Consider the following 16,355-nt stretch of genomic DNA (forward strand, 5'->3'; position numbering starts at 1 on the left):
CACGGGTCGGCGGCCTGCTGTCTCAGGCGGGCCGCAGCACCTGCACGCGGCGCACCGGGGAGTCGACCGCGGGTTCGGTGGTCGGCACCGGATAGCTGGCGACCACGGCCAACCGGCCGGGTGGCAGGTGTCCCCGGTCCGGGTCGCCCACCAGCACCTCGGTGCCGTTCGCGGCGGCCCGGGCGAGGAAGGGCAGTACCCGGTCGGCCAGTGCCCGGTCGTAGAGCACGTCGCCGGCCAGCAGCAGGTCGGCGCCGGTCGCGAGCGTGTCGAGCAGGTCACCACCGGTGGCGGCGACGCGTACCCGGTTCGCCCTGGCGTTGACGGTCACGGCGGCGACGGCGTACGGGTCGATGTCGTTGGCCGTTACCTGCTCGGCGCCGGCGAGGGCGGCGGCGATCGCCACCAGCCCGGACCCGGCGGCCAGGTCCAGCACCCGGCGTCCGGCGGCCAGGTCGGGATGGTCGAGCAGGTGACGGGCGAGGGCCTGTCCGCCGGCCCAGACCGAGGCCCAGTACGGCGGTGGCAGACGGTGGCCGGCATACGCCTCCATCCGCGCCCACCACAGGATCGGGTCCTCCGCGACGTGCACCCGCACCTCGGGCACGAACGGGGTGCGGGCCAGTCGCAGCCGGTCGAGTCCGCCCCCTGGCGCGCCGATCTCGCGCTCCAACTCGGACAGGGCGGCTACCGCGGCATCCCTCACCGGCGCAAGCATGCCCCAGCCGGGCTACTGCGGGGCCGGGTTTCCCCGGCTCGCCGGAGAGTTTCACCCGGTCGCCTACGGCACTTCGCCCGGCAGATAGGCGTTTGGCCCGTTACTGTCATGGGTGATACAGGGCGATCACCGGTCGGCGGCCGGTGCTCAGCCGTTTTGGAACAGGGAGAGACGCATGGCAACCGGCACGGTTAAGTGGTTCAACTCGGAAAAGGGCTTCGGCTTCATCGAGCAGGACGGCGGAGGCCCGGACGTGTTCGTCCACTACTCGGCCATTCAGAGCAGTGGCTACCGGGAGCTGAGCGAGGGCCAGAAGGTCGAGTTCGAGGTGACCCAGGGCCAGAAGGGCCCGCAGGCGGACAACGTCCGCCCGATGTAGATATCCGCGCGCTACGGCGGCGGTCGGCGATCCGGCCGCCGCCGCGACGCGTCACGGCGCGCTCCCCCCGAGCACCGGCGCGTCCACGACGGAGCCCGCTCCGGCGCCCGCCGGCGTTCCGGCTCCGGGCCGCCGTCCGTCCTCGGCGAGGGTGGCGGGCAGGTCCCGCCGGTGCCGTAGCGGCCCGATCAGCAGGATCAGTGGGGTCACCGCGAGCCAGCCGGTCATCGCCAGCACCGCGACCCGGGTCCCGAGCGCGGTACCGAGCGCGCCGGCCAGCAGCGCGGCCAGCGGGATGGTCCCGTAGTTCAGCAGTTGCATGCTCACCGTGACCCGGCCGAGCAGTTCGCGGGGCGGGTAGGTCTGCCGGAAGCTGCCCTTCAGCACGTTGCCCACGGCCACACCGAGGCTGACCAGCACCCCGCCGAGGGCCGGCCAGAGCAGCGCCGGGCCCGGTCCGGCCAGGGGAATGAGTAACGCCGGCGGTCCGGTGAACACCGCCGCGAGCAGCATCGCCCGGGCGGTGCCGAACCGGCGGCCGACGGCGGTCGCCAGCAGCGCGCCCGCGATACCGCCCAGGCTCATCGCGGCGACCAGCAGGCCGACCGTCCCCGGCACCAGCCGTACGTCGCGGATCAGGAAGACCACCAGCACCGCCTGGTAGCCGACCAGCCCGATGTTGCTCGCCGCGCCGAAGAGCGTCATCACCCGCAGGTACGGGTCGCGGGCGACGAACCTCACGCCGTCGACGGTCTCGCGGCGCAGCGACCGGACGGGACCCGGCCGCGTCGGCGCCGGCTCCTTCCGCCGGATCCGGGCCAGGCACACCGCGGAGATCAGGAAGGTCAGCGCGTCGAGCAGCAGGGCGGCGACCGCGCCGACGGCTTGCGCGATCAGGCCGGCGAGGCTCGGCCCGACCACGTAGCTCGCGGTCTGGGTGGTCTGCAGCTTCGCGTTGCCTTCCGGGACCTCTGCCGGACAGAGCAGGAAGGGCAGGTAGACCTGGTCGGCGGTCTCGAAGAAGACCCGGGCCAGCCCGGCGCCGAGCGCCACGACCAGCAGTTGCCCGACGCTGAGCGTGCCGGTCACGGCGGCGGCCGGGACGCTGAGGAAGAGCAGTGCCGACACCACGTCGCAAATGATCATGACGGGCCGCCGCGGCAGTCGGTCCACCCAGGCGCCCGCCGGCAGGCCGACCAGCAGCCAGGGTAGCCACGCGGCGGCGGTGAGCACGGCGACCTGGAAGGTGTTCGCGTCGAGCACGGCCACTGCCACCAGCGGCAGGGCCACCGCGGTCACGTTGCTGCCGACGCTGCTGACCGTCTGGGCGGCCCAGAGCAGTCGGAAGTCCCGGTGCCGGGCCAACCCGCCCCGCTGCGGCTTCGCCGGGGTCACCGGCGCGGTCGCGGTCACGGCTGCGCCGGCACGCCGTAGGCGAAGACGAAGACCGGCTGCCGCTCCCGCCCGTCGTCGGGAACCTCCCGGTCGGCCCAACGGGCCAGCAGATCGATCAACTCGCGGCTGAGTTCGGCCAGTTCCTCAGGACTGAGGTGTAGCCAGCGGTCGGTGGAGAAGGGCCCGTCGCCCCAGGCCGCCTGCGCCGCCTCGTCCGCGCCGTGCCAGGCCCGGACCAGCGAGACGTGCCGGTCCAGGTTGAGCGAGGTGGCGGCGTCGGCCACCGCCCGGGCTGCCGGGTCCGTGTCGAAATCCGCGCTCGACCAGCGCACGCCGCGGCTGACCAGCCGCCACCACCGCTCGCGTCGGTCCCGGGCCAGCTCCGGCGCCTCGGCGACCAGCTCCGCCGCCGCGAGGACCTTGAGGTGGTGGCTGACGTTCGCGGGCGCCTGACCGGTGCGCTCGGCAAGCAGGCCGACCGTCGCGGAGCCGTACACCTTGAGCACGTCCATCAGCCGGCGGCGCAGCGGGTGGGACAGTGCGGCCAGTACCCGCGAGTCGGTGACCTGGCGTACGTCGTGGTTCTCCATACCGGGCAGCATCACATGGACAACAGGTATTGCACAATGATTATTGCGCAATACCTGTTGTCGACCGGGTGGGTGGGCCGCTCCCGGGCCGGAGCGGCCCACCCACGACTCACTCGGCCAGCCGGCGGGCGAGTTCCTCGGCGACCTGCTGGGCCATCGTCGGCGGGATCGCGGCGGCGATCTTCTCCGGTGTGAGCGCGGCCAGCACGCCCTGGACGATCGCCGGCTCGTCGGTGAAGTCCCGCCCGGCGAGGGCGGTCAGCTGGCTGACCAGCGTGTCGAGTCGCAGCATCGTGTAGTCGAGTTTGGCCACCAGGCTGTTGCTCGCCGTCTGGCTGCCGGCGCCGTCCGGGTCGACCCGGCGCCCCATCGAACTGCCACCGAAGAACATCCCGGTGTAGACGGAGTGGATCTCCTGCTCTGCCTTTTCGCTCATGTCGTCCTCCAGAAGGCCGATGCTGGTGAGGTAGCGGCGGAACAGTGGGGTCTGGTCCCGGCCCGCCTTGATCGAGTCACGGAAGAAGCTGAAGTGCGTGTGCCACAGGTGCGAGTTGTCGCCACTGCTTCGCTTACCGAGCCGGTCCCACCGCCGGACGACCCGGCCGTCGGGGCTGTAGATGATCTCCCGGAGGTCGCGGGTGTCCGCGGCGCCCGCGGCGCACTGCGCCACACACCAGGTGGAGAAGGTGCGCAGGTCGTGGGTACTCCCGCCGGACGCCACCCGGAACTGGCCCACGTCGAGCGCTGCCGCGTCGAGGGTCAGTCCGTTGCGGTCGCGGGACGACTCGACGACGGAGTAGTCGTTCTTCACCACCCGGTCCGAGCCGCAGTGGTAGCCGCCCCGGTGGCTCGGGTCGCCGACGATGCCGACCTCCGCGGGCTCGAGGTCCGCGTCGCGGGTCGCGTTCTTGTCGATGTTGAGATGAGTGAGCAGCAGGCTGCGTACGGCCATGAGGTTCGCCGGAGCCCGGGTCATGGCGCCCCCTTTCCGATGGATGAGGGCCAGACACGGCGTTACATGGCGTGATCGCGGTGGAGGTAACGCGCAAGCCCGGCCGATTGGTGCACGGCGCCGGGCATTGACTCGACCATAGCTCGGTCCTCGGACAAATGCCCAGGTCAGAGCGCTTCGCGTTCACATTCGACGGTCAGTCCGCACCATTTCGGACGCCGACGAACGCGATCGACTCGACGTGCAAGCTTTCACGCAGCGTGACACGCAGGTTCAGCCGCGCTCGACCGCCCGCGGCGCCCCCGAGGTCCGATCAGGACGGATCCCGCGACGGATCGAGGCGCGCTGTGCGCATCTCGTCGCGGTGCTCCCGCGTCGACTCGACCATGGCACGCAGGAACCGGTGCACCACTTGCAGTTCGTCGTCACTGAAGCCGGCCGTCACCGCGTCGGTACGCCGGCCCAGCGGCTCGAAGAACGCCACGGCGAGCGCGACGCCCCGGTCGGCGTAGCGCAGAAGGATCTTGCGCCGGTCGGTTGCGCCCCGGTCCCGGCGGATGTGGCCGGCGCGCTCCAACCGGTCGACCAACGCGGTGACCGCGCCCGAGGAGAGATTCAACTGCTCGCCGAGGCGGCCGGCGGTGAGCGGATCGTCGGCCAGCTCGGCGTCCATGACCGCGATCAACGCCTGCAGGTCGGTGGCGTTGAGCCCGTGCAGGTTGGCGAAGGCGTGCCCGATGTGCTGCGCGTCCACCGAGTAGCGCCGCAGATCGGTGGCGATCTCCGCCACCAGCCGCTCACGCGGGGTGTCCCGCCGCCGGAACATGCCGTTCACCGCCGCCACCTGCGTGTCACCCCCGTCGCGGTCGCCCGGCTTGCAGCATAGTTCACCGGAGAATAATCTCGGCTATCAAGATTCTTCATGGGCGGGAGTATGTGATGGGATTGCTGGGCACCGCCGGTCGTAGGGTCACCGGGGCGATCAGCGGCCGGTGGAGCGCTTGGATCGTCCTACTGGTCGCCGTGGCCGTCTCGGGCGCCCTCGTCGCGCTCGGCGGCGAGGCACGCACCAGCAACGATCCGACCGGCGCCCTGCCGGCCGGCACCGAATCGGTCGAGGCCGCCGCGCTCGCGCGGCAGTTGCCCGGTGGGCAGCTCAACCCGGCTCTGGTCGTCTACTCCCGTGGCGACGCTCCGCTCACCGCTGCGGACGAGGCCGCCCTCGCCGCCCAGGCCACCGCGTTCGCCCCGCTCGCCACCGGCCCGGTCTCCCCGCCGGTCCTCTCCCCCGACCGCCGCGCCGCGATCCTCGCCGTGCCGATGCCCGCGCAGGCCGCGCCCGACGAGGTCACCGACGCCGTCGACCGGCTGCGCGGCGCCGCCCGCCAGGGGCTGCCGCCCGGGCTGACCGCCCAGGTCAGCGGTGGTGCCGGATTCCGCGCCGACGTCGCCTCCTCGTTCGACGGCGCCAACGTCACGCTGCTGCTGGTCACCGTCGCGGTCGTGGCGGTCCTGCTGATCGTCACCTATCGCAGCCCGTGGCTCTGGCTCGTACCGCTGGCCGTCGTGGGGACCGCCGACGTGGTGGCCAACGCCCTGATCGCCGTGCTCAGCCGTGCCGTCGACCTGCCCATCGACCCCTCCACCACCGGCATCGTCGACGTGCTGGTCTTCGGCGCCGGCACCAACTACGCCCTCCTGCTGATCGCGCGCTACCGCGAGGAGCTGCGCCGCCGCCCGGACCGACGCGACGCGCTGCGCCACGCCCTGACCTCCGCCGGCCCGGCGGTCGCCGCCAGCGCCACCACTGTGGTGCTGAGTCTGCTGACGCTGACCGCCGCCGTGCTCCGCAACGACCGGGCGATCGGTGTCGCCGGAGCGGTCGGCATCGGTACCGCGGCGCTGTACGGCCTCGTCGTCCTGCCCTGCGCGCTCGCGGTCTGCGGGCGAGGGCTCTTCTGGCCGTTCGTGCCCCGGCCGGGGCAGCCCGAACCGACCCGCAGCGGCGGCTGGGCGAAGGTCGGTGCCATGGTCGCCCGGCGCCCCCGGGGGGTGCTCGCCGGCGCCCTGGTCCTGCTGGTCGTACTCACCACGGGACTCTCCGGGGCACGCCTCGGGCTCAGCAAGACCGAACAGTTCCGGGTGCAGGCGGAATCGATCGACGGTCTGCGCACACTCAGCCGCCACTTCCCCGCCGGCACCGCCGACCCGACGATCGTCGTCGGGCGAGCCGGCGCCGAGGAGGCGCTGCTGGCGGCGATCACCGGCACTCCGGGCGTCGCGAGCGCCCGACCCACCGGGCGCACCACTGACCTGGTCGGCGTCAACGTGGTGCTGACCGCCGAACCGGACAGCAGCGCGAGCTACGACACCGTCCGTGAGCTGCGGGACCGGGTGCACTCGGTGCCCACCGCCGACGCCCGGGTCGGCGGCACCGTGGCCACCAACCTGGACACCCGGGACGCGGCCGTACGTGACCTGAAGGTGGTCGTACCGCTGATCCTCGCGGTGGTGCTCCTCGTCCTGCTGCTGTTGCTGCGTTCGCTGGTGGCGCCGCTTGTACTGGTCGCCACGGTGGTGGCCACCTTCTTCGCCTCGCTCGGCGCGAGCGCCTTCTTCTTCACCCACGTGCTGGGCTACGCGGCCCTCGACATCAGCGTGCCGCTGCTGTCGTTCCTGTTCCTGGTGGCGCTCGGAGTGGACTACAACATCTTCCTCACCACCCGCGCCCGGGAGGAGAGCGCCATCGAGGGCACCCGGCAGGGCATCCTCACGTCCCTCGCGGTCACCGGCGGGGTGATCACCAGCGCCGGCGTCCTGTTGGCCGCGGTGTTCGCGGTGCTCGGGGTGCTGCCGCTGGTCCTGCTCACCGAGATCGGCGTCATCGTCGGGCTGGGTGTCCTGCTCGACACGTTGCTGGTCCGCACCCTGCTGGTGCCCGCGATCGTGCTGCTGCTCGGGCGGCGTTTCTGGTGGCCCAGCGTGCTCGCCCGGCAGGCCGACCCGGCGCCGGACGGCCTCGCGCGGCCGGCCCCGGCCCCCGGACGTGCGGTCACCCGCGGTTGACCCCGCCGCCCCACCCAACCGTCGGACCCCACCACCCGACCGCCGGCCGACCGCGCCGCCGGACCGCTGACCGACCTCGGCCATCCCGGTCAACTGGCGTGTTCCGTCCTGGGAACGGGCCCTAACCGGGCTCGACCGGGTGCCGTCCCCCGGGCCGCTCCGGGGCCGGCGGCTGCCCGTCCGGGGGCTCGGGAGCCCGGCTCTCCGGCGGTGCCGCCGAAGCCTGCGGTGCCGCCGGCGCTGCCGGCGCCGATGGTGCTGCCGGCGCCGATGGTGCCGATGGTGCTGCTGGTGCAGGCGTGGGCGCGGAACGGCCGACCGCCCGGTTCCGGGTGGCCCAGGCGACCATGAACACGGCAGTCCAGAGCACCCCGAGCAGGACGGCGGCCACCGTCCCGCTGGCCGTGCTGAGCCCCAGGTAGAGGCGAGCCCCGGCGAGGTAGACGACACCGGCGGCCGCGCCCGTCCAGGTGGCCACGGCCACCGGCCAGCGCGTGTTCCGGGACAGCAACCAGGCGAGCGTGCAGAGGCTCGCCGTCACCACCGCGTTCTGGGTCGGGAAGAGCCGGTCGTCCGGGTCGGATCCGGCCGAGCCCGCCAGGTGCGCGGCGAGGGCCAGCACCAGCAGCGGAACGAACGCCCCCACCGTGCCCACCAGGCTGAGCAGGTCCGCCCGCCAGGACCGCTGCCGCCACGCCAACACCGCGGCCACCACCGCCACCAGCGTGATCAACACCGGCCCGCGCAGCGCCGACACGGTCGTCAGCCCGACCTCGATCGCCCCCGGGGTACGCCGATCGGCGAACCAGCGGGCGATGGCCTCGTCCACCAGGGCGAGGCCGCTGTTGCGCACCACGAACTCCAGCAACCCGGCGAAGGCGAGACCGGCGGCGAAGAGCAGCAGCAGCCCGGCCGTCAGGTTGAGCAGCAGGGTCCAGCCCGGCCCGATGCGCATGCTGAGCAGGAAGAACAGGACCCCGTACCGGCCGGCGAGCCAGCGCACCGGGGGCAGTGCGGCGGCTCGGAGCAGGAGCGCCTGGGCGGGGTCGGGGTTGCGCCCGAGCCAGCGGCCGGTCAGCACCACCGCGACCAGCGCGGCGAGCAGCAGGAGCACCGCGCCGGTGGCCCGGCCCAGCAGCCGGGACACCGTCTCGTACGACTCCCCGGCCACATACCCGACCAGGACCGAGCCGCCGACCCAGCCGACGATCCCGGCCAGGTTCCACACGGCGAAACGCCGGTACGGCATCCCGCCGGCACCCGCGAGACGGGGCACCAGGGTGCGGGCGAAGGCGATCCAGCGGGCCGTGAAGACGCCCCGGCCGCCGAGCCGGCTGAGCAGGGCGTCCGCCCGCTGCCAGCGCTCCGGACCGACCCGCCTACCGAGCCCACTCGCGCGCAGTTTCCGCCCGTACCGGCGACCTGCCCGGAACGCGAGTGTGTCGCCGATCACCGCTGCGCCGATCATCACGAGCAGCGCCGGAGCGAGCCGTAGCGTCCCCGCGTACGCTAGGAAGCCGACCAGCAGCAGGGTCGCCTCTCCCGGCACCAGCAGCCCGAAGATCACGGCGGTCTCACCCGCGACGATCAGCGCGGCGACCAGGTAGATCAGCAGGGGCGGCAGACCCTGCACGAAGGTCAGCAGGTCGTGCACTCGGCCCCCATGAACACGAGGGTCAGCATGCCAGCCGTGCCCGCGGCTGGGACAGGAGTTTCACCACAGATCCGGGCCAATCGGGGGATGACCCCGAGGCGGAACCGGCAACCTCGGACAGGAGAGTATGGAGGGTATGCAGCTACGCACCGACCTCCGCAACGTCGCCATCATCGCCCACGTCGACCACGGCAAGACGACTCTGGTCGACGCCATGTTGCGGCAGGCCGGCGCGTTCAGTGCCCGGGCCGAGGTGGCCGATCGGGTCATGGACTCGATGGACCTGGAGCGGGAAAAGGGCATCACCATCCTGGCCAAGAACACCGGCGTGCGCTACATGCCGGCCGACGGCTCGGACCCGGTGACCATCAACATCATCGACACTCCCGGCCACGCCGACTTCGGCGGCGAGGTCGAGCGCGGCCTGACCATGGTCGACGGCGTCGTCCTGCTGGTCGACGCCAGCGAGGGTCCGCTGCCGCAGACCCGCTTCGTGCTCCGCAAGGCGCTTCGGGCCCGCCTGCCGATCATCCTCGTGATCAACAAGGTGGACCGGCCGGACGCCCGGATCAAGGAGGTCGTGGACGACACCTACGAGCTCTTCCTCGACCTGGACGCCGACGAGGAGCAGATCGACTTCCCGATCGTCTACGCCTGCGCCCGCGACGGCATCGCCTCGCTGACGCAGCCCGCAGACGGGGCCGTGCCGGACGACAGCCACAACCTCGAGCCGCTCTTCCGCACCTTGCTGGACACCATTCCGGCACCCGCGTACGAGCAGGACGCCCCGCTTCAGGCGCACGTCACCAACCTGGACGCGTCGCCGTTCCTCGGCCGGCTGGCGCTGTGCCGGGTCCGGCAGGGCACCATCAGCAAGGGCCAGACCGTGGCCTGGTGCCGCACCGACGGCAGCACCCAGCGGGTCCGCATCTCCGAGCTGCTGATGACCGAGGGCCTGGAGCGCAAGCCGGCCGAGTCGGCCGGCCCGGGCGACATCATCGCGGTCGCCGGCATCCCGGAGATCATGATCGGTGAGACGCTCGCGGACGCGGAGAACCCGATCCCGCTGCCCCTGATCACGGTCGACGAGCCGGCCATCTCGATGACCATCGGCACCAACACCTCGCCGCTCGTCGGCCGGGTCAAGGGTGCCAAGGTCACCGCCCGGATGGTGAAGGATCGGCTCGACAAGGAGCTGATCGGCAACGTGTCGCTGCGGGTGCTGCCCACCGAGCGCCCCGACGCCTGGGAGGTGCAGGGCCGCGGCGAGCTGGCCCTCGCGATCCTGGTCGAGCAGATGCGCCGCGAGTCGTACGAGCTGACCGTCGGCAAGCCGCAGGTCGTCACCCGGGAGATCGACGGGAAGACCTGCGAGCCGGTGGAGCGGCTGACCATCGACGCCCCCGAGGAGTACCTGGGGGCGATCACCCAGCTCCTCGCGACCCGCAAGGGCCGGATGGAGCAGCTGGTCAACCACGGCACCGGCTGGATCCGGATGGAGTGGCTGGTCCCGGCCCGCGGCCTGATCGGCTTCCGCACCGAGTTCCTCACCGAGACTCGGGGCACCGGCATCCTGCACCACGTCTTCGAGTCGTACGAGCCGTGGTTCGGCGAGCTGCGGACCCGCAACAACGGATCGCTGGTCGCCGACCGCGCCGGCACGGTCACCGCCTTCGCGATGACCAACCTCCAGGAACGCGGGCAGCTCTTCGTCGAGCCCACCACCGAGGTGTACGAGGGCATGATCGTCGGGGAGAACTCCCGCTCCGACGACATGGACGTCAACATCACCAAGGAGAAGAAGCTCACCAACATGCGTTCGTCGACCGCGGACGAGACCGAGAAGCTGATCCCGCCGCGCAAGCTGTCGCTGGAGCAGGCGCTCGAGTTCTGCCGCGAGGACGAGTGCGTCGAGGTGACCCCCACCGCGGTGCGTATCCGCAAGGTGGTGCTCGACCAGCAGCAGCGTGGTCGGGCGGCGGCCCGCCGCAAGCACGCCGGCTGACCCGTCCAACCCCCGGAGCCCGGCCCGCCACCTCGGCAGGCCGGGCTTCCGCCTTCCCATCCCTCCCCTCCCACCCACCGCGCGCCGGCGCTGGGCCCGCCTCCGCGATCACCGCCGGGCCGAGGTGTCGGACGCGAACTGTTCGTACCAGTCGGCGATGGCGTCGTACGCGGCGCTCGTCATTCCCGCACGCTAGACCAGCCGGGCCGCAGCCCCACGGACAGCCATGATCCGCTACGGTCACCGGCATGGCCTGGGAGAAACTCGACGCGCACCTCGACACGGTGCCCGGCACCGTGTCCGCATACGTGGGACGGCTCGACGCCGAGCCGGTCTGGACTCGCCGGGCGGACGTCACCCACTACGCGGCCAGCACCATGAAGCTCGCAGTGCTCGTCGCCCTGCACCGGGCCGCCGAGGCGGGCGCCCTCGACCTGGACGCCCCGGTGCCGGTGGCCAACGCGTTCGACTCGGCGCAGCCCGGCGCACCCCGGTTCACCTGCGCCGAGCACTACGACAACGACGGCGCGGTGTGGGCGAGGGTGGGCGGCACCGCGTCGCTGCGCTGGCTCGCGCAGCGCATGATCGTCCGCTCCAGCAACCTCGCCACCAACCTGGTGATCGGCCACGTCGGCCTGCCCGCCGTGGCCGAGGTCTGGACGCTCGCCGGCGCCCGGCACAGCGTCACCGGCCGCGGAATCGAGGACTTCGCCGCCCGCGACAACGGCATCACGAACCTGGTCACCGCCGCCGACCTGGCCGCGCTGCTCGGCCTGCTGGCCACCGGGGCCACCCACCCCGGCCCGCTCGCCTCGCCGGCCGCCTGCGCGCAGATGCTGGAGGTGCTCGTCGCCCAGGAGCACCGCGAGGACCTCGCCGCCGGCCTACCGCCGGGCACTCGGATCGCGCACAAGAGCGGCTGGGTGAACGGCGTCCGGCACGGTGCCGGAGTCGTCTTCCCCGACGACGCCGCCCCCTACGCCGTGGTCGTCTGCACCACCAGAGACGCCGAAGCCGACAACGACGACGGGGACGACGCCGACGCCTGTGCGCTCATCGCCGACGTCTCGGCCCGGGTCTGGTCCGCCCGCCACGACCTGTAGGCACCCCACCCGGCCTCGACGATCATCAGTCCGCCGACGGATCTGGAGATCGAACAGCCGTCAAGCCATCATCGACGGTCATTCGGCCGGGCGGCTCACTCCAGCAGCTGCACCCGCAGCTCCCGGACGACCTCGCCGGTCAGCCCGAGGCCGTCGTGCAGATACGCCTCGAACGAACCGTGCACCCGGCGCACCTCGTCGTAACCCGCGTCCAGGTACTCCGGACGGACCTCCAGCACCGGCAGCACCGCCTCCACGTCCAGCTCCGGTTGCCGACGGCGCATCGACTCCACGATCACCGCACGCAGGCTCTCGGTCAGCGGGTTGTTCCGCAGGTACTCGGCCCGGATCGCGTCCTCGTCCACCCCGAGCGCGGTCAACAGGATCACCGTGAGCCAGCCCGTCCGGTCCTTCCCCGCCGAGCAGTGGTACAACAGCGGCAGGTTCTCCGCCCGCGCCGCCAACCGCACCGCCTCGGCGAAGCCCGCCCGGGCCGGCACACCGGTGACGAACCACCGGTAGATCGCCGCCATCGCCGCCGGCGTCCCCTGCCGCGCCAGCTCCGCGTACGCGGACAGGTCATGGCCCAGCAGCACCGCCGACACGTACGTGAACACCGGATGCTCCGGGTCGTACACCGGAAGGTGCACCAGCCGCGGCGCACCGACCAGCCGGTCCGCCGGCGCGACCGTGACCTCCGAACGGTCCCGCAGATCGACCACACAGGCCGGGGCGAGCTTGCCGAGGATCGGCAGGTCGTCATCGGTCAACCGACCCAATGCCGGAGTACGGACCAGCCGGCCGGCCCGCACCCGCCGACCCCCCGCCCCGATCAGACCGCCCAGGTCACGCGCGTTCGGCGCGCCCACCAGTTCCCAGTCCCGCCCGCTCATCCCGACGCCTCCGCACACCTGATGGCCCGCCCGCCACGTTCGCCCGACCCGATGCCTCCCCCGCCCGCACCGGCACCGGACCGCGCGACGCCCGGCGGCAGGACTACCGTCGTCCGGCCACTGACGCGACAGTGGTCTGCGTATAGGGTGCCGCACATGACGATCGCCGCGGTACGCACCCACCGGCTCACCGCCCCCTTGCACACCCCGTTCGTCACCGCGCTGCGCCGGACCACCACCGTGGACACCCTGGTCGTCGAGGTGGTCGACACCGACGGCCGCTCCGGGTTCGGCGAGGCGCCGCAGGTGTGGCAGGTGACCGGCGCGTCGATCGACGGCTCCGAGGCGTGCGTCCGGCAACTGCTCGGACCACTGCTCACCGGCCGCGACCCGGACGAGCTGGTGGCCCGCTGCACCGAGGTGCAACGCGCGGTGGTCGGCAACGAGGCCGCCAAGATGGCCGTCGACGTGGCGCTGCACGACCTGGCCGCGCGGCGGCTCGGCGTACCCCTGGTGCGGCTGCTCGGCGGCACCGCGCTGGCCGTCCCGACCGACGTCACGCTCGCCGCCGGCGAGGCCGCCGACCTGGCCGAGACCGCCGGCAAGCGGCACGCCGAGGGCTTCGACGTGCTCAAGCTCAAGGTCGGCACCGACGCCGCCGGCGACCTCGAGCGCGTCCGGGCGGTACGCGCCGCGGTCGGCCCGCACGCGCGGATCCGGCTCGACGCCAACCAGGGCTGGACCCCCCGCGAGGCGGTCCGGGTGATCCGCGGCATCGAGGACGCCGGGCTCGACGTGGAGCTGGTCGAGCAGCCGGTGGCCCGCTGGGACCTGGACGGGCTGGCCTGGGTGAGCGACCGGGTGGACGTGCCGATCCTCGCCGACGAGGCGGTGTTCGGCGTCCGCGACCTGGTCGAGGTGATCCGGCGTCGGGCGGCCGACCTGGTCAACGTCAAGCTGGCCAAGTGTGGCGGCCTGCACCCCGCGCGCACCATGCTCGAACTGGCCGTCGCGCACGGCCTCGGCACCGTCGTCGGCTCCATGATGGAGAGCGAGATCGGCATCGGTGCGGCGGCCAGCCTGGTCGCCGCGTACGGCACCACAGCCGTGCCCGACCTCGACGCCGCCTGGTGGCTGGCCCGGTCGCCGGTGCGCGGCGGAATCCGTTACGAGGGCGCGTCGGTCGTGTTGCCGGACGCACCCGGCCTCGGCATCACCTCGGTGACTGAAGCAAAAGTGCAGACGCCAGGTTGAGTCATGGCGGTTTCTTTCACTAAGGTCGCGAGGACAGCAAGCACCAACTGGGGGTTGACGTGGAGCTGCAACCGGGCCGCGAGGCCGTCGTCCGGGTCGCGGTCGCGACACTCTGGACCTCTCCCGAGGCGGTACGCCCCGTCGACCGTCCCGCCCTCGCGGCACGCACCGACATCCCCGCCTGGATCTCGGGGATGGACAGCGACCAGCAGGTCGGCGACTGCGTCCTGAGCCAGCTGCTGCTCGGCGAGCGGGTCCTCGTCACCGAACTGCGTCCGGACGGCTGGGCGCACGTCATCGCCGTCGAGCAACCCGCCGCCAAGCTGGACCCGCGCGGCTACCCCGGCTGGCTGCCCGCCGATCAGCTCGTCCCCGTCGACGCGGCCACCTCGGCCGTCGGCGCCTCGCCGCTGGTGCTGGACGCCAGCGTCAGCGCCCTGCGGGCCACGCCCGACGGCCCGGTGGTGCTGCCCGGGGTGATCCTCGGCACCCGGCTCGCCGCGGCCGGGCCGGCGCGGGACGGCTGGCGGCCGGTACACGCCCCCGGCCACACCGATCCGCTCTGGCTTCCCGACGCGCACCTCGCGGAGCTACCGGCGGCCCCGCCGACGGCCGCCGAGGTGCTCGCGGTCGCGCAGCGGCTGCTGGACGTGGTCTACGTCTGGGGCGGGGTGTCCGCGTACGGGATCGACTGCTCGGGCCTGGTGCACCTGGCCTGGCGGCGGTTCGGGGTGCAGTTGCCCCGCGACGCCGACGACCAGGCAGCCGCCACCGTCCCCCTGGCGCTCGGCGACGAGCGCCCCGGCGACCTCTACTTCTTCGCCCGCCCCGGCCGCAAGATCCACCACATCGGCATCGTCACCGCAGGGCAGGGCTCTGACGGCGACCGGCGCATGCTGCACGCCTGTTACCGGCAGCGCCGGGTGGTGGAGGAGGCGTTGCCGGCCGATCGGGTCGCCACCCTGGTCGGCGTCCACCGGGTCTGACGTCCGCGTACACGCGAGGGGCGGCTCCCGATCTCGGGAGCCGCCCCTCGCGTACTCGTCAACCTCGCCGGCCCCGACGGCGGGGGCGACGTCCCGCCGCCCGCCCGGGCCGGACGCTCAGCTGCGCGCCTCGGCCAGCGCCCGACGCCGGTCCCGGGCCGACTTGGCCAGGCTGGCGACCGTGGCCACCAGCAACGTGCCGATGATCACCAGCAGCGAGAGCCAGATCGGGATGTGCGGCGCCCAGGCGACGTGCTCGCCGCCGTTGATGAACGGCAGGTTGTTGTCGGCGAGCGCCTCCAGCACCAGCTTCACGCCGATGAAACCGAGCACCACTGCCAGGCCGTAGCTGAGGTAGATCAGCCGGTCCAGCAGGCCGCCCAGCAGGAAGTAGAGCTGGCGCAACCCCATGAGAGCGAAGACGTTGGCGGTGAAGACCAGGTACGCCTGCTGCGTGATCCCGAAGATCGCCGGGATCGAGTCCAGCGCGAAGATCAGGTCGGTGGTACCGATGGCGATCATCACGATCAGCAGCGGGGTGAAGAGCCGTTTGCCGTTCTCGTGCGTGACGAGCCGGGCGCCGTCGTACGTCCGGGAGATCGGCAGGGCCCGGCGGCTCCACCGGATAAGCACGTTCTCGGAGAACTCGTCCTCGTCCGGCTCACCCTGCCGAGCCAGGTTGATCGCGGTGTAGATGAGGAACGCGCCGAAGATGTAGAAGACCCAGGAGAACTGGGAGATCAAGGCCGCGCCGGCGGCGATGAAACCGCCTCGCATGATCAGCGCCAGCACTATTCCGACGAGCAGCACCTTCTGCTGGTACTGCCGGGGCACCCCGAACCGGGCCATGATGATCACGAAGACGAAGAGGTTGTCCACTGACAGGCTGTACTCGGTCAGCCAGCCGGTGTAGAACTGGCCGGCGGCGCTCGGCCCGGAGAACAACCACAGGCCCGCGCCGAAGAGCAGCGCCAGACCCACGTAGAAGCCGACCCAGAGGCTCGACTCGCGCACGCTCGGCTCGTGCGGGCGACGGCCGATGATCAGCAGGTCGACCGCTAGGACGGCGACCAGTGCGACAAGCGTGACCGCCCAGACCAGCCCGGACACATCCAACGTTCATTCCTCCGGCAGACACGCGGCATCGGGCACACCGTACGCCCGGTGGAGGCACGGCGCGCCGCTGATGCTCGCTGTGGTGACTGTCGGAGGTCTCTTCCGTCACCGCAGGAGCGCGGTGACCGACGGGGCCGGGTCGTGCCACCCTCGGGTGGTCGACCGTGCTGACGACTCCGTCACGGGGGAATACTCCCCTCCTCGATCACCATTGTGGCGCACCGACTCGCGTGATCGCGAATCG

Annotated in this window: 14 protein-coding genes; 6 read left to right on the forward strand and 8 right to left on the reverse strand. The window is 72.3% G+C overall.

Going from position 1 to position 16,355, the window contains the following annotated elements:
• Positions 1-22 precede the first annotated feature (22 nt).
• Positions 23-718, reverse strand: coding sequence for a class I SAM-dependent methyltransferase (locus tag BXA10_RS04110; protein ID WP_076467681.1), 696 nt, complete (start codon positions 716-718; stop codon positions 23-25).
• Positions 719-893: 175 nt separating this feature from the next.
• Between BXA10_RS04110 and BXA10_RS04115 the strand changes: the two genes are divergently transcribed.
• Positions 894-1,097, forward strand: coding sequence for a cold-shock protein (locus BXA10_RS04115; RefSeq protein ID WP_076467683.1), 204 nt, complete (start codon positions 894-896; stop codon positions 1,095-1,097).
• A gap of 51 nt (positions 1,098-1,148) precedes the next feature.
• Here BXA10_RS04115 and BXA10_RS04120 read toward each other — a convergent pair whose 3' ends face one another.
• The 4 genes from BXA10_RS04120 to BXA10_RS04135 form a co-directional block, all read right to left on the reverse strand.
• Positions 1,149-2,510 (reverse strand): MFS transporter, encoded by a 1,362-nt coding sequence (locus tag BXA10_RS04120; RefSeq protein ID WP_084752207.1) that lies wholly within the window; start codon positions 2,508-2,510, stop codon positions 1,149-1,151.
• A complete protein-coding gene (locus tag BXA10_RS04125; RefSeq protein ID WP_076468257.1) occupies positions 2,507-3,082 on the reverse strand; it encodes an ArsR/SmtB family transcription factor in 576 nt (191 codons plus the stop codon). The genes BXA10_RS04120 and BXA10_RS04125 overlap by 4 nt, the downstream gene beginning before the upstream one ends.
• Positions 3,083-3,191: 109 nt before the next feature.
• Positions 3,192-4,058 (reverse strand): hypothetical protein, encoded by an 867-nt coding sequence (locus BXA10_RS04130; protein WP_076467685.1) that lies wholly within the window; start codon positions 4,056-4,058, stop codon positions 3,192-3,194.
• A 289-nt stretch (positions 4,059-4,347) separates the two neighbouring features.
• Positions 4,348-4,860, reverse strand: a complete 513-nt coding sequence (locus BXA10_RS04135; protein WP_076468259.1) for a MarR family winged helix-turn-helix transcriptional regulator — start codon at positions 4,858-4,860, stop codon at positions 4,348-4,350.
• A 113-nt stretch (positions 4,861-4,973) separates the two neighbouring features.
• On the opposite strand from BXA10_RS04135, the gene BXA10_RS04140 reads away from it, so the two are divergent.
• The gene (locus BXA10_RS04140) at positions 4,974-7,100 is read left to right on the forward strand and encodes an MMPL family transporter (RefSeq protein WP_076467687.1); all 2,127 of its coding nucleotides are present in this window, start codon (positions 4,974-4,976) and stop codon (positions 7,098-7,100) included.
• A gap of 121 nt (positions 7,101-7,221) precedes the next feature.
• Here BXA10_RS04140 and BXA10_RS04145 read toward each other — a convergent pair whose 3' ends face one another.
• The gene (locus BXA10_RS04145) at positions 7,222-8,754 is read right to left on the reverse strand and encodes a DedA family protein (RefSeq protein ID WP_084752209.1); all 1,533 of its coding nucleotides are present in this window, start codon (positions 8,752-8,754) and stop codon (positions 7,222-7,224) included.
• A gap of 136 nt (positions 8,755-8,890) precedes the next feature.
• On the opposite strand from BXA10_RS04145, the gene typA reads away from it, so the two are divergent.
• The gene (typA, locus tag BXA10_RS04150) at positions 8,891-10,759 is read left to right on the forward strand and encodes a translational GTPase TypA (RefSeq protein WP_076467689.1); all 1,869 of its coding nucleotides are present in this window, start codon (positions 8,891-8,893) and stop codon (positions 10,757-10,759) included.
• 248 nt (positions 10,760-11,007) lie between these two features.
• The gene (locus tag BXA10_RS04155) at positions 11,008-11,862 is read left to right on the forward strand and encodes a serine hydrolase (RefSeq protein ID WP_076467692.1); all 855 of its coding nucleotides are present in this window, start codon (positions 11,008-11,010) and stop codon (positions 11,860-11,862) included.
• Positions 11,863-11,957: 95 nt separating this feature from the next.
• Here the strand turns inward: BXA10_RS04155 and BXA10_RS04160 are convergent, their stop codons facing one another.
• Positions 11,958-12,755, reverse strand: coding sequence for a tyrosine-protein phosphatase (locus tag BXA10_RS04160; protein WP_076467693.1), 798 nt, complete (start codon positions 12,753-12,755; stop codon positions 11,958-11,960).
• A 156-nt stretch (positions 12,756-12,911) separates the two neighbouring features.
• Between BXA10_RS04160 and BXA10_RS04165 the strand changes: the two genes are divergently transcribed.
• Both BXA10_RS04165 and BXA10_RS04170 read left to right on the forward strand, forming a co-directional pair.
• Complete coding sequence (locus BXA10_RS04165) at positions 12,912-14,009, forward strand: mandelate racemase/muconate lactonizing enzyme family protein (RefSeq protein ID WP_076467695.1); 1,098 nt, start codon at positions 12,912-12,914, stop codon at positions 14,007-14,009.
• 59 nt (positions 14,010-14,068) lie between these two features.
• Entirely contained in the window at positions 14,069-14,995 is a 927-nt protein-coding gene (locus BXA10_RS04170; RefSeq protein WP_076467697.1) for a C40 family peptidase, read from the forward strand.
• Between the two features lie 117 nt (positions 14,996-15,112).
• On the opposite strand, the gene BXA10_RS04175 is transcribed toward BXA10_RS04170, so the two are convergent.
• The gene (locus BXA10_RS04175) at positions 15,113-16,111 is read right to left on the reverse strand and encodes a TerC family protein (protein ID WP_076467699.1); all 999 of its coding nucleotides are present in this window, start codon (positions 16,109-16,111) and stop codon (positions 15,113-15,115) included.
• Between the last annotated feature and the right edge of the window lie 244 nt (positions 16,112-16,355).

The sequence above is a fragment of the Micromonospora avicenniae genome (genome assembly GCF_900156065.1).
GTDB lineage: Bacteria > Actinomycetota > Actinomycetes > Mycobacteriales > Micromonosporaceae > Micromonospora > Micromonospora avicenniae.